This is a genomic window from Geodermatophilus sp. SYSU D01186 (assembly GCF_054050215.1).
The window spans coordinates 215,446-227,793 of the sequence record NZ_JBJGYW010000004.1; the positions used below are offsets into that span (position 1 = coordinate 215,446).

Here is a 12,348-nt window from a genome sequence, read left to right on the forward strand (position 1 = left end):
TCGTCCTCCGGTCGGCGGTTCGGTCCGCTGACCCCATCGACCGGGACGCCGCAGCTCTGGAGACCGTGGCCGCGGTCTCACCCCAGCGGGGGTGCGTGTCCGTGGCGAGGGCAGGGGTAGGCGTGCGGGGTGACCTTCTCGATCGTCGCCCGCGACACGCAGACCGGTGAGATGGGCGTCGCGACCCAGTCGCAGGCGTTCGCCGTCGGCAACAGCGTGCCCTTCGCCCTGCCCGGCCAGGGGGTGATCGCCACGCAGTCGATGGCCGAGCCCATGTACGGGCAGATCGGCCTGGACCTCCTGCGCGGTGGCTTCACCGCCAACGAGGCGCTGACCGCGCTGCGCAGTGTGGACCCGAACCCGGAGCGACGGCAGGTCGCCGTCCTCGACGTCTCCGGCGACCTCGCCGTCTACACCGGCGCCAACTGCGTCGCCGAGGCCGGCCACCTCGTGGGCGAGGGGTGCGTCGCGCTGGCCAACATGGTCACCGCGCCGGAGGTGTGGGAGTCGATGGTGGCGACGTTCGAGACCTCCGACGGGCCGATGGCCCACCGGCTGCTCAGTGCCCTGCGCGCGGCCGAGGACGCCGGCGGCGACCTGCGGGGGCGGCGGTCGGCGGCGATCATGATCGTCCGGTCGGTCACCACGGGCCGGCCCTGGCACGACACCGTCGTCGACCTGCGCGTCGACGACTCACCGGACCCGGTCACCGAGCTCGGGGACCTCGTCGTGCGGCTGGCCCGCTACCACGACGTCGTCCGGGCCTTCCAGCAGGCGATCGGCGGGGACCCGGTCACCGCCGACCGCGTGCTCGAGGAGCTGCGGCTGCCCGATCCGCGCACCGAGCCCGACCACGTGCTCTGGCGCGCCGTCGTCGCGGCGCTGGCCGGCCGGGAGGACGCCGCGCGGGCCCTGCTGACCGACCTCGCCGGGGTCGCCCCGCAGTTCGTGGAGGTGGGCCGCCGCTTCGGCGCCGCCGGGCTGGTGCCTCCCGACCTGATCGAGCGGATCCTGCCGGCGGGACCCCGCACCGACACCCCCGGGGACGTCGACGGCGCGGTGCTGCCCGCCGCGCCCGTCGTGCCGTCGGCCGACCCGGCCGCCGCCGCCGTGTGAGGCCGCTCAGCCGGGCAGCGGGAAGACCAGCAGCGAGCTGGACGCCGTCGCCACCGTCGCCCCACCGGCGTCGCGGACCTCGCCCTCGGCGAAGGCCACCCGCCGGCCGGGCTTGACGACGGTGCCGACCGCGGTCAGCGGCCCGCTGCTGGCGTGCACCGGACGCAGGTAGCTGACCTTGAGCTCGATCGAGGTGTAGCCGGTGCCGCGGGGGAGCGTCGAGTGCACCGCGCACCCGGCGACGGTGTCCAGCAGCGTGCAGACCAGCCCGCCGTGCACGACCCCGATGGGGTTGTATGCGGACTCGTCGACCGCGCAGCGGAACTCCACCCGGCCCTCGGTCACGGCGACGACGTCCATCGCGAACAGCCGGGCGATCGGCGGCGGGGGCAGGACGCCGTCCCGGATCGCGGTGAGGGTCTCCAGCCCGCTGCGCTCGAGCGCGCCCGCCGCCACGACGAGCGGGTCGTGCCACGTCACGGTGCGCGAGCGGGGCTCGCCCCACGCGGTCGGGGAGGTGGTCGGGATGTCGGTCTGCTCGGTCGTCACCGAGCTAGGTTCGCACATCGAACCCAGACGGTGTGCGGTGGGGCACACGACAGCGGGCGGGGACCCCCGGAGGGATCCCCGCCCGCTGTCGGTCGGCCCGGCTCAGGCCGGGCCGGGCGTCAGCTCTTCGGCCGGGCGCCGGCGCGCAGGGCGCCGAGCAGGTCGTGGTTGAGCCGCGAGATGGTCTCCATCGAGATGCCCTTGGGGCAGGAGGCGGAGCACTCACCGATGTTGGTGCAACCGCCGAAGCCCTCACGGTCCTGCTGGGCGACCATGTTCACCACGCGGTCGTTGCGCTCGGGCTGGCCCTGCGGCAGCAGCCCGAGGTGGGTGACCTTGGCGGCGGTGAACAGCATCGAGGAGGCGTTCGGGCAGGCCGCCACGCACGCGCCGCACCCGATGCAGGTGGCGGCGTCGAACGCGGCGTCGGCGTCCTTCTTCGGCACCGGCACGGAGTGCGCCTCCGGGGCGGTGCCGGTCGGGACGCTGATGTACCCGCCGGCCTGGATGATCCGGTCGAACGCCCGGCGGTCGACGGCGAGGTCCTTGATCACCGGGAACGGGGTGGCCCGCCACGGCTCGATGTCGATCGTGTCGCCGTCCTTGAACGACCGCATGTGCAGCTGGCACGTGGTGGTCTGCTGCGGACCGTGCGCCATGCCGTTGATCATGACGCCGCACATGCCGCAGATGCCCTCGCGGCAGTCGTGGTCGAAGGCCACCGGGTCGTCGCCGGCCTCGATCAGCTGCTCGTTGAGCACGTCGAGCATCTCGAGGAACGACATGTCCGGGGAGATGTCGGCGACCTTGTAGGTGACCATCCGGCCCTTGTCGCGCGGACCGTTCTGCCGCCAGATCCGCAGGCTGAGGGTCATGCCACGCTTGTCGGCCCGCGCGTCCTGCGCGCCGACCGTCGAGTGGGCGCCCTCGTGGGTGACTGTCACTTGTAGCTCCGCTGGGCGAGGTGGACGTACTCGTACTCGAGAGCTTCACGGTGCAGGACCGGCGGAGCGCCTTCCGGCGTCCACTCCCACGCGGCGACGTAGGCGAAGTTCTCGTCGTCGCGCAGTGCCTCACCGTCGGGCGTCTGGCTCTCGGCCCGGAAGTGCCCGCCGCAGCTCTCGTTGCGGTGCAGGGCGTCGATGCACATCAGCTCGGCGAGCTCGATGAAGTCGGCGACGCGGCCGGCGAGCTCGAGGGTCTGGTTGAAGGACTGGCCGTCGCCGGTCACCTTCAGGTTGGTCCAGAACTCCTGGCGGATCTCGGGGATCCGGTCGAGGGCCTTGCGCAGGCTCTCCTCCGAGCGCTCCATGCCGCAGAGGTCCCACATGAGCTTGCCGAGCTCCCGGTGGAACGACGACGGCGTGCGGGTGCCGTTGATGCTCAGGAGCCGCTGCACCTGGTCCTGCACGCCCTGGATCGCCTCGGCCGCCGCGGGGTGGCTCTCGTCGACCGTGTCGAAGGGGGCGTCGGCCAGGTACTCGGTGATGGTCGCCGGCAGCACGAAGTAGCCGTCGGCCAGCCCCTGCATGAGGGCGCTGGCGCCGAGCCGGTTGGCGCCGTGGTCGGAGAAGTTGGCCTCACCGATCACGAACATGCCGGGGATGGTCGACTGCAGGTCGTAGTCGACCCACAGGCCGCCCATCGTGTAGTGGACCGCCGGGTAGATGCGCATCGGCGTCGCGTAGGGGTCCTCGCCCGTGATCTGGGCGTACATGTCGAACAGGTTCCCGTACTTGGCCTCGACCGCCTTGCGGCCCATCCGCTGGATGGCCTCGGCGAAGTCGAGGTACACGCCGAGCCCGCCGGGGCCGACGCCGCGACCCTCGTCGCAGACGTTCTTGGCCTGCCGGGAGGCGATGTCACGCGGGACCAGGTTCCCGAACGAGGGGTAGATCCGCTCGAGGTAGTAGTCGCGCTCGTGCTCGGGGATGTCCCGCGGGTCGCGGGTGTCGCCGCGCTCCTTGGGGACCCACACACGGCCGTCGTTGCGCAGCGACTCGCTCATCAGCGTGAGCTTGGACTGGTAGTCGCCCTTGACCGGGATGCAGGTCGGGTGGATCTGCGTGTAGCAGGGGTTGGCGAAGTACGCGCCCTTCTTGTGCGCCCGCCAGATCGCCGTGGCGTTGGAGCCCATGGCGTTGGTGGACAGGTAGAAGACGTTGCTGTACCCGCCGGTGGCGAGGACGACGGCGTCGGCGAAGTGGGTGCTGATCTCGCCGGTGACCAGGTCGCGGGCGACGATGCCGCGGGCGCGGCCGTCGACGACGATCAGGTCGAGCATCTCGGTGCGGGCGTGCTGCACGACGTTGCCGGCCGCGATCTGCCGTTCGAGCGCCTGGTAGGCGCCGTAGAGCAGCTGCTGACCCGTCTGGCCGCGGGCGTAGAAGGTCCGCGACACCTGGGTGCCACCGAAGGAGCGGTTGTCCAGCAGGCCGCCGTACTCGCGGGCGAAGGGCACGCCCTGGGCGACGCACTGGTCGATGATGTTGACGCTGACCTCGGCCAGCCGGTGCACGTTGTTCTCGCGGGAGCGGAAGTCACCGCCCTTGACCGTGTCGTAGAACAGCCGGTGCACCGAGTCGCCGTCGTTGCGGTAGTTCTTGGCGGCGTTGATCCCACCCTGCGCGGCGACGCTGTGCGCGCGGCGCGGGCTGTCCTGGTACCAGAACGACTGGACCTTGTAGCCGGCCTCGCCGAGCGTGGCGGCGGCCGCGCCGCCGGCCAGGCCGGTGCCGACGACGATGACGGTCATCTTCCGGCGGTTGGCGGGGTTGACCAGCCGGCCGCGGAAGCGGCGGGTGCTCCAGCGCTCACCGATCGGCACGTCCATGGGTGCCTTGGTGTCGGCGATCGGATCGCCGACGGTGAAGAGGTCGAGAGGCATCGCGGTGGAGCTCCTCAGTCGATGATGTTGAAGAGGACGGAGAAGGGCACGAGCAGGAAGCCGAGCGTCAGCAGCGAGGCGAAGACGATCGCGAACGCGTTGACCGTCTTCTCGCGGCGCCGGTTGCTCTGGCCGAGCGTCTGGGTGGCGCTCCAGATGCCGTGTCGCAGGTGCATGCCCAGCAGGAGCAGGGCGATCACGTAGAAGGCGGTGACGAAGGGGTTGGAGAAGCCGGCGACCAGGCGGTCGTAGGGCGTGGTGTCCCCGCCGTCCGGGTTCACCGTGCCGGTCGTCAGGTCCAGGATGTGGTAGATGACGAAGAAGAAGATGATGACGCCGCCCCAGCGCATGGTGCGCGAGGCGTAGCTCTGGGCCACCGCCTTCTTGGTGACGTAGCCCTGCGGCCGGGCCCGCTTGGCCTGGCGCCACAGGGTGACCGCCGCCCAGATGTGGGCGACGACGGCGGCGAGCAGGACGACCCGGATGATCCACAGCGTGGTCTGCGCCGGCACCGCCGGCTCACCGATGGTCCGGATCCACTCCGAGTAGTGGTTGAACGACTCCCGGCCGGTGAAGGCCTTGAGGTTCCCGATCATGTGGGCGATCAGGTACAGCACGAGGATGATGCCGCTGACCGCCATCACCGCCTTCTTGAAGACCGAATTGGTCTTCGCGGCCTTGGGGGTCCTGCGCTGGGCAGAGTCTGTCACCGTCACCACGTCTGCCAACGCTAGGTCTTTGCCGTCTGGACGGCCAAGTTAACGTGAGGTGACACAGCTCTCGTAAGGCTTGCCTAACCGGCAGATCCCGCTAAGGTGCCTGCGCCGGCGGCTCCGGGGAGGGTCGCGGCACACCCCGTGGGGGGAGGATCACCCCGTGCCTGGACCCACCCGCGGCTTCCTCGGCCGCCGTGCCCGCGACCCCCGGCTGCCTCCCGGCCAGTACGACGCCGGCCGCGACTGGCCGGTGCTGACCGCCGAGCCCACGCCGCGCATCAGCCCCGAGACGTGGAGCATCACCGTCGACGGGCGGGTCGACACACCGACCACCTGGACCTGGGACGAGGCGCACCGGCTGCCGCGGTCGGAGTACCGCGGCGCCATCCACTGCGTCACCACGTGGTCGAAGTTCGACACCTGGTTCGCCGGCGTCAGCGTCGACACCCTGCTCGAGGCGGCGCGGCCGACGTCCGAGGCGCACTTCGTCATGGCGACGTCGAAGACCGGCTACACCACCAACCTGCCGCTGGAGGACGTCACCGGCGGCAAGGCCTGGGTCGTCTGGGAGTACGACGGCGGGCCGCTGCCCGTCGAGCACGGCGGGCCGGTGCGGCTGCTCGTGCCGCACCTGTACTTCTGGAAGAGCGCCAAGTGGGTCAGCCGGCTCACCCTGATGCAGCGGGACCAGCCCGGGTTCTGGGAGCAGAACGGCTACCACGACCGCGGCGACCCGTGGCGCGAGCAGCGGTACCAGGGTGACTGAGCTGCCGCACCGCCCGCTGGCGCCCAGCGGCGGCTGGCGGACGGCGACCGTGACCGACGTCCGGCACCCCCTGCCGGACGCCGTCCTGCTGCGGCTCGACGTGGCCGACCGGATCCAGCACATGGCCGGCCAGCACTACGTCGTCCGGCTGACCGCCCCGGACGGGTACACCGCGCAACGGTCCTACTCGGTCGCCTCCGCCCCCGACGACCCGCAGGTCGAGCTCTTCGTCGAGCGGCTGCCGGACGGTGAGGTCTCGACCTTCCTCGCCGACGTCGTGGAACCCGGCGACGAGCTGGAGCTGCGCGGGCCGATCGGCGGCTGGTTCGTCTGGGACGGCGAGATGCCGGCGCTGCTGGTCGGCGGCGGCACCGGCGTCGTCCCGTTCGTCGCGATGCTGCGGACCGCGCGGGCACTCGGCCGGACCGACCTGCTCCGCGTGGCCGCCGCCACGCGGACCCTCGCCGGGCTGCCCTACGCCGAGGAGCTGGTCGACGCCGGTGCGCTGGTCGTCACCAGCCGGGAGCCGCACGGCATCCGGCCCGCCGGCCGGCTCACCCCCGCCGACCTCGTCCCGCTGTGGGAGCCGGGGCAGACCGCGTACGTGTGCGGGTCGGCGTTCTTCGCGGAGGCGGCCAGCCAGCTGCTGGTGGGCATGGGCGTGCCGGCTCCGGACATCCGGGTGGAGCGGTTCGGCCCCAGCGGCTGAGGACGAGGGTCGTCCCGCCGCCGGGGGCGGCCGCTACCGGCGCGCCACCTCGGCGAGTGCGGTGCAGGCCTCCCGCTCCAGGGGGAGCACCTCGGCGGCCAGCGCGGCGATGCGGTCCAGCTGGGCCAGGCGGTCGGCCTCGGCCACGTCGAGGTCGCTGGTCATCCCCGCCGCCTCCTGGGCGAGCCGCTGCAGGTCGTCGGTCGCCGCGCTGCCCAGGTCCAGCAGCAGCTCCGTGCGCCGCTCGACCAGGGCGCGGTAGGGCGCCATGACGCCGGTGACCGCCTCGTCCGCGATCCGGGCCCACAGTTCCCCGGCCCGCGCGTACAGCCCGGCCGCCTCGGCCGCCGCGGGGTCGTCGAGCACGACCCCGGCCGAGGTGAGGAAGTCGGCGTACAGGGGCCGCATCGCCCCCGGCGAGGAGTGGTCGGTCGTCAGGCAGTCGTGCAGCCGGCGCATCGCCGTCCCGAACGCCGGGCCGCTGCCGAACAGGCGTGCCCAGCCGGTCTTGGTGCGCCGGTCGGCGACGGCGTCGGCCCACCTCGCCAGGCCGCGGAGGCCGAAGTTGCCGGCGAAGGCGTTGGGCATGACGTCCTCGGTGAGGTCGTGCACGGTGACCGCCAGCGCGGCGCGCACCGCCGGCGCCAGCTCGACGGGCGGGCCTCCGGGGTCGACGACAAGGAGGCGGTGGCGGCTCTTGCGGGACGCGGCGCGGGCGGCGGCGAACGCGTCGGCCGGCACCTCGTTCGGCTCGAGACGCTCGTCGTCCAGGAGCACGGTGCCCTCTCCGCGGCCGACCACCGCCACGTCGTAGGGCTCGGCGCCGGCCATGCTGTCGGCCCACACCTGGTAGCCGAGCCCGGCCCGGTCGACGGTGCAGATCGGCCTCCGGCCCTCGTCGAGGGCGGCGGCCAGGTCGCGCGCGGCCTTGGCCGGGCTCCCGGTCTCCAGCACGCGGTGCGGCACGCCGGCCCGCTCGAGCGCGCCGGTCAGGAACGGCCGCGGGTGGATCCGCGGCACGATCGTCATCGTCGGCAGCGAGCCGGCGTAGCTGAACGAGAAGTACATGAACCCGATGCCACCGGCCAGGCCGGCGACGGTGGGCTCGTCCAGCGGCTGCCCGTCGTGGGCGGCGGTCACCCCCGCCGCCGCCAGGACGTGGGTGAGCAGCGCGCTGTCGTGGTGCCGGCCTCCGCCGACGTCGGGGCCCGGACGCTCGGGCGAGCCGGTGAGGTGGCGCCGGGCGGTCGTGTACCGCTCGCCGGTGCGGGCCATCCGGGCGCGGACGGCGGCCTTGAGGTGCTTCTGGCGGGTCATCGGTGCTCCTCCGGCGGCGTCGGGCCCCCGACCCCACGCGTCGACGGACCCGGGCCGCAGCGAGGCAGGACCGGTCAGCTGCGTTTCGTGGCCCCGAGGACGTGCATCCCCTCTGCCCTCGCACGGCCGGAGGCGTGGGCAACCGGTCAGAGGGTGCGGCGTGGGGTCCGCCGCCCGGGACGCTACCGGAGGCGGGGAGGCCGCGGGACGGCGCCGCTGCCCCGGCGGCCCGGTGCCCGCGTCGGGGCGACCGGGGCCTCAGCGCGAGAATCGTCGCCATGCACTCCGAGGTCTCCCCGATCGCCACCGTCGACGAGGAGCTCCGCGCGCAGCTGCTCACCTGCTGGACCGACGTGAGCAACGCCGGGGGAGCGGTCGGCTTCGTCCCGCCGGTGACGGCCGAGGAGGTCGCGCCGGTGCTCGACGCGGTCGTCGGCCGGGTGCACGAGGGGCGCGAGGTCGTCGCCCTCCTCCGCGTCGACGGCGAGGTCGCGGGGTTCGCCGTCCTGTCGCTGTCGCTGAGCCCGCTGCGCCGGCACTGGGCCACCGTGCTGCGCGTGCAGGTGCACCCGAGCCGGCAGGGCCAGGGGCTGGGGCGGGTCCTCATGACCGGCGTCCACGACATCGCCCGCGCCCGCGGCCTGGAGTTCCTGCACCTCACCGTGCGCGGCGGCACCGGCATCGAGGCGTTCTACGAGGGGCTCGGCTACCGGCAGTTCGGCCGGATGCCCGGCGCGATCCGCGTGGCCCCCGGCGACGACCGCGACGAGATCCACCTGACCTGCCGGCTGTAGCCGTCCCGCCGCGCGCGCCGGCTCAGGCCAGCGGGTCGCGGCCGCCGATCGTCCCCTCGGCCGACAGCAGCCCGAACCGGGCGAAGAGCTCCTCGGCGTACCAGCCCTCCTCCGCCGTCCGCCGGACGACGGCGACGTGCGGCGCCCGCTCGTGGGCGAAGGCGTTCAGCGCGGCGGGGGAGTCCCAGACGCTGACGGTGCCCTGCAGGCCCAGCGGTGCCTCCCCGACCCCGAGGGCGAACCGCAGGCCGGGGCTGGCGTGCAGGTCGGCCGAGACCGGGGGCACGGCCCGCCAGAAGGTCAGGGCCTTGCGCGGCCTGAGCCGGGCGCGGGTGACCGCGGCGACCGGCCCGTCCCACCGCTGCGGCCACGGTCGCCCGAAGGGCTCCTCGCCCGACCACCGGCCGCGGGCGGTCAGCGGCCGCAGCCGGGCGGTCCACTGCTCGTCGGCGATCCGCCGCCACCGCGCGACGACCGGCCCGGCCTCGAAGGCGTCGGCCGCCCGCGCGTCGTCCCACACGGCCAGCAGCGCCCACCGGCGGGGATCGGCGTCCCGGAGGGTGAAGGTCCGCCCGCTCCCGGTGCCCAGCAGCTTGGCGAACCGCAGGCCGGGGGTGCGGCGCAGCGGACGCCGGTCGGCGGCCATCCGCAGCAGGGCCGCGGGCACCGCGCGCCCGGGGACGCCCCACACGTGGAGGGTGGTCACGCGCCGGCTCGTCACGTGCCGATCCTCCCCGAGGGCGTGTGCCGCCGCGCGGCGCCGGGGTAGGGGGTGGACGCCGCCCGCAGCCCCCGGGCGAGGGGTGCACGGGAGGAGAGCGACGTGGCGCAGTCGGTACGCGAGGAGCTGGGCGAGACCGACGCCCCGGCCGAGGACCAGGTCGCCCGGGCCTTCGACCGGATCGTCGACGAGGGGGCGCAGCGGCTGCACCGCTCGTGGCGCGAGGTCCTGACCACCGGCCTGGCCGGGGGGCTGGAGGTCGCCACCGGTGTGGTGGCGATGCTGGCCGTCTACGCGGAGACCGGCAGCCACCTGCTGGCCGGCCTGGCGTTCGGCATCGGCTTCGTCGCGCTCATGCTGGCCAAGAGCGAGCTGTTCACCGAGGGGTTCCTCGTGCCGGTCACCGCGGTGGTCGCGGGCCGGGCCGGCGTGGCACAGCTCGGCAAGCTGTGGGCCGGCACGCTGGTCGCCAACCTGGTCGGCGGCTGGGTGGTCATGTGGCTGGTCGTGCACGCCCTGCCCGAACTCGGCGCCACCGCGGTCGAGTCCGGCCGGGCCTTCGTCGACGCGCCGCTGGACCTGCGGGCGGTCTGCCTGTCGCTGCTGGCCGGCGCGTTCATCACCCTGATGACCCGCATGCAGCACGGCGCCGACTCCGAGGCCGGCAAGCTCGCGGCCGCCGTCGCCGGGGCCTTCCTGCTCGCCGGCCTGGTGCTGTTCCACTCGATCCTGGACTCGCTCATCCTCTTCGGCGCCCTCCACGCCGGCGCGCCCTACGGCTACGGCGACTGGCTGGCCTGGTTCTGGTACACGACCCTGCTCAACGTGGCCGGCGGCCTGCTGGTGGTCACCCTCCTGCGGCTGGTGCGCAGCAAGGAGCTGATCGAGCGGGAACGAGCGGCTGCCCGGGCCTGAGGACACCGTCCCGCCGAGCCTCCCGCGTGCGCGGCCCCCCGCTCGCCATGCTGTCGCTCGTGATCCAGCTCGACGGCCTCACCAAGCAGTACCGCGACCGGGTCGCCGTCGACGGACTCACGGTGCGCATCCACCCCGGCCGGGTCACCGGTTTCCTCGGGCCCAACGGCTCGGGCAAGACGACGACGATGCGCTGCGTGCTCGGGCTGACCCGGCCCACCGCCGGGACGGCGACCGTGCTCGGCGTGCCCTACCGGCAGCTGGACCACCCGATGCGGCGGGTCGGTGCGCTCGTCGACCCCCGGGCCCGCCACCCCGGGCGCACCGCCTACCAGCACCTCGCGGTGCTCGCGCAGAGCAACGCGCTGCCGATGCGGCGGGTCGACGAGGTGGTCGGGCTCGTGGGGCTCGACAGCGTCGCGCACGAACGGGTGCGGGGCTTCTCCCTCGGCATGGGCCAGCGGCTGGGCATCGCCGCGGCGCTGCTCGGCGATCCCGAGGTGCTCCTGCTCGACGAGCCGGTCAACGGCCTGGACCCGGAGGGCATCCGCTGGGTGCGCGAGCTGTTGCGCAGCCTGGCCGACGAGGGCCGCACGGTGCTGGTGTCCAGCCACCTGATGAGCGAGATGGAGGACACCGCCGACCACCTCGTCGTCCTCGGCCGCGGGCGGCTGCTGGCCGACGTCTCGATGGCCGACCTGCTCGGCGCGCACGCCGCCGTCCGGGTGCGCAGCCCGGAGGCGCCGCTGCTGTCGACGGCGCTGCGCGACGCCGGCGCGCACGTGACGCTGGAGCTCGACGGCGCGCTGCGGGTGGAGGGCCTCGACGCCGCCCGGGTGGGGGACGTCGCCTTCGCCGCGCGGGTCCGGGTGCACGAGCTCACCCGGGTCGTGGCCTCCCTGGAGGCGGCCTACCTCGAGCTGACCGGTGGGGACGTCGAGTACCGGGCCGGTGTGGCGTGAGGGCGACCGTGCCGGTGCGGGCGGTCCTGCGCAGCGAGTGGACCAAGCTGCGTTCGGTGCGCTCCACGTGGTGGTGCACGGTCGTGTACCTCGTCGTCGTGGCCGCGTTCGGCTGGCTGGCCGCGGCCAGCACCCCCACGTCGGTGCGCCCGGAGCTCGCGGTCGGCGTGGCGATGACCGGCTTCGGCTTCGGTCAGCTGGTGCTGGTCGTCCTCGGCGTCCTGTCGGTGTCGGCCGAGTTCGCGACCGGGGCCGCCCTGGTGTCGCTCACCGTGGTGCCGCGCCGGACGCGGCTGCTGGTCGCCAAGACCGTCGTCGTCGCCGCGTGGGCGGCCCTGCTCACCGCGGTGCTGGCCTTCGTCTGCTGGCTGGCGGCGCGCACGCTCACCGCCGTCCCGGGCGGCGTCCCGCTGGGGGACCCGGACGTGCTGCGCCCGCTGGCGCTGCAGGTCGCCTCCGCCGTGCTGGTCACGGTGCTCGCGGTCGGCCTGGGAGCGGTGCTGCGCGCCACGGCGGGCGGGGTCGGGCTGGGGGTGGCGCTGGTCTTCGTGCTGCCGCCGGTGCTGGCCCTCTCCGGGGGTGTGCTCGCGTCCCGGGTGTCGCAGAGCCTGCCGGCGTTGCGGGTGGGGGAGGACGCGTTCCTCGCCGTCCCCACGGCCTGGCCGGTGGGCCTGGTGGTCTGCGGTGCGTGGGCGCTGGGGGCCTGGGCGATCGGCGCGGTGCTGCTGGAGCGCCGCGACGTCTAGACGAGTAAGTCCTATCGGCGGGTAGCGCCGCAGGGCCGAAGGACGGTGTAGGCGCGGGCGGAGGGTGTTCAGGCTCGGGTTGTGAGGACCGACCTAAACACCCTCCTGACCGCACTGTATGTCTGGATCGACGACCATCGGGGCGGTCGC

General features: G+C 73.8%; 13 protein-coding genes. 7 read left to right on the forward strand and 6 right to left on the reverse strand.

Annotated features, from left to right (window positions below):
- The first annotated feature begins 129 nt into the window (after positions 1-129).
- On the forward strand, positions 130-1,116 hold the full coding sequence (locus ACI784_RS05130) for a DUF1028 domain-containing protein (RefSeq protein WP_457012696.1): 987 nt from the start codon (positions 130-132) through the stop codon (positions 1,114-1,116).
- Between the two features lie 6 nt (positions 1,117-1,122).
- On the opposite strand, the gene ACI784_RS05135 is transcribed toward ACI784_RS05130, so the two are convergent.
- From ACI784_RS05135 to ACI784_RS05150, 4 genes are all read right to left on the reverse strand, one after another.
- Entirely contained in the window at positions 1,123-1,665 is a 543-nt protein-coding gene (locus ACI784_RS05135; protein ID WP_456921785.1) for a PaaI family thioesterase, read from the reverse strand.
- A 119-nt stretch (positions 1,666-1,784) separates the two neighbouring features.
- Positions 1,785-2,609: a succinate dehydrogenase/fumarate reductase iron-sulfur subunit gene (locus ACI784_RS05140; protein ID WP_457012697.1), complete on the reverse strand. Its 825-nt coding sequence runs from the start codon at positions 2,607-2,609 to the stop codon at positions 1,785-1,787.
- On the reverse strand, positions 2,606-4,552 hold the full coding sequence (locus ACI784_RS05145) for a fumarate reductase/succinate dehydrogenase flavoprotein subunit (RefSeq protein WP_456921787.1): 1,947 nt from the start codon (positions 4,550-4,552) through the stop codon (positions 2,606-2,608). Before ACI784_RS05145 ends, ACI784_RS05140 begins: the two co-directional genes overlap by 4 nt.
- Positions 4,553-4,566: 14 nt before the next feature.
- Complete coding sequence (locus ACI784_RS05150) at positions 4,567-5,262, reverse strand: succinate dehydrogenase cytochrome b subunit (protein WP_456921788.1); 696 nt, start codon at positions 5,260-5,262, stop codon at positions 4,567-4,569.
- A gap of 166 nt (positions 5,263-5,428) precedes the next feature.
- Between ACI784_RS05150 and ACI784_RS05155 the strand changes: the two genes are divergently transcribed.
- Positions 5,429-6,034 carry a sulfite oxidase-like oxidoreductase gene (locus ACI784_RS05155; protein WP_457012698.1) on the forward strand — a complete coding sequence of 202 codons (606 nt, stop codon included), beginning with the start codon at positions 5,429-5,431 and terminating at the stop codon, positions 6,032-6,034.
- A complete protein-coding gene (locus ACI784_RS05160; RefSeq protein ID WP_457012699.1) occupies positions 6,027-6,743 on the forward strand; it encodes an FAD-binding oxidoreductase in 717 nt (238 codons plus the stop codon). The genes ACI784_RS05155 and ACI784_RS05160 overlap by 8 nt, the downstream gene beginning before the upstream one ends.
- A gap of 33 nt (positions 6,744-6,776) precedes the next feature.
- Here the strand turns inward: ACI784_RS05160 and ACI784_RS05165 are convergent, their stop codons facing one another.
- Complete coding sequence (locus ACI784_RS05165; RefSeq protein WP_457012701.1) at positions 6,777-8,060, reverse strand: BtrH N-terminal domain-containing protein; 1,284 nt, start codon at positions 8,058-8,060, stop codon at positions 6,777-6,779.
- A gap of 278 nt (positions 8,061-8,338) precedes the next feature.
- Here ACI784_RS05165 and ACI784_RS05170 point away from each other — a divergent pair, with 278 nt between their 5' ends.
- Complete coding sequence (locus tag ACI784_RS05170; RefSeq protein ID WP_456921792.1) at positions 8,339-8,854, forward strand: N-acetyltransferase family protein; 516 nt, start codon at positions 8,339-8,341, stop codon at positions 8,852-8,854.
- 22 nt (positions 8,855-8,876) lie between these two features.
- Here the strand turns inward: ACI784_RS05170 and ACI784_RS05175 are convergent, their stop codons facing one another.
- The gene (locus ACI784_RS05175; RefSeq protein WP_456921793.1) at positions 8,877-9,575 is read right to left on the reverse strand and encodes a monooxygenase; all 699 of its coding nucleotides are present in this window, start codon (positions 9,573-9,575) and stop codon (positions 8,877-8,879) included.
- A gap of 102 nt (positions 9,576-9,677) precedes the next feature.
- On the opposite strand from ACI784_RS05175, the gene ACI784_RS05180 reads away from it, so the two are divergent.
- From ACI784_RS05180 to ACI784_RS05190, 3 genes are read left to right on the forward strand one after another with little or no spacing between them, the layout of a single operon-like run.
- Positions 9,678-10,490, forward strand: a complete 813-nt coding sequence (locus ACI784_RS05180) for a formate/nitrite transporter family protein (RefSeq protein ID WP_456921794.1) — start codon at positions 9,678-9,680, stop codon at positions 10,488-10,490.
- A 59-nt stretch (positions 10,491-10,549) separates the two neighbouring features.
- Positions 10,550-11,452 (forward strand): ABC transporter ATP-binding protein, encoded by a 903-nt coding sequence (locus ACI784_RS05185; protein WP_456921795.1) that lies wholly within the window; start codon positions 10,550-10,552, stop codon positions 11,450-11,452.
- The gene (locus ACI784_RS05190) at positions 11,449-12,198 is read left to right on the forward strand and encodes an ABC transporter permease (protein WP_456921796.1); all 750 of its coding nucleotides are present in this window, start codon (positions 11,449-11,451) and stop codon (positions 12,196-12,198) included. The genes ACI784_RS05185 and ACI784_RS05190 overlap by 4 nt, the downstream gene beginning before the upstream one ends.
- The last annotated feature ends 150 nt before the right edge of the window (positions 12,199-12,348 follow it).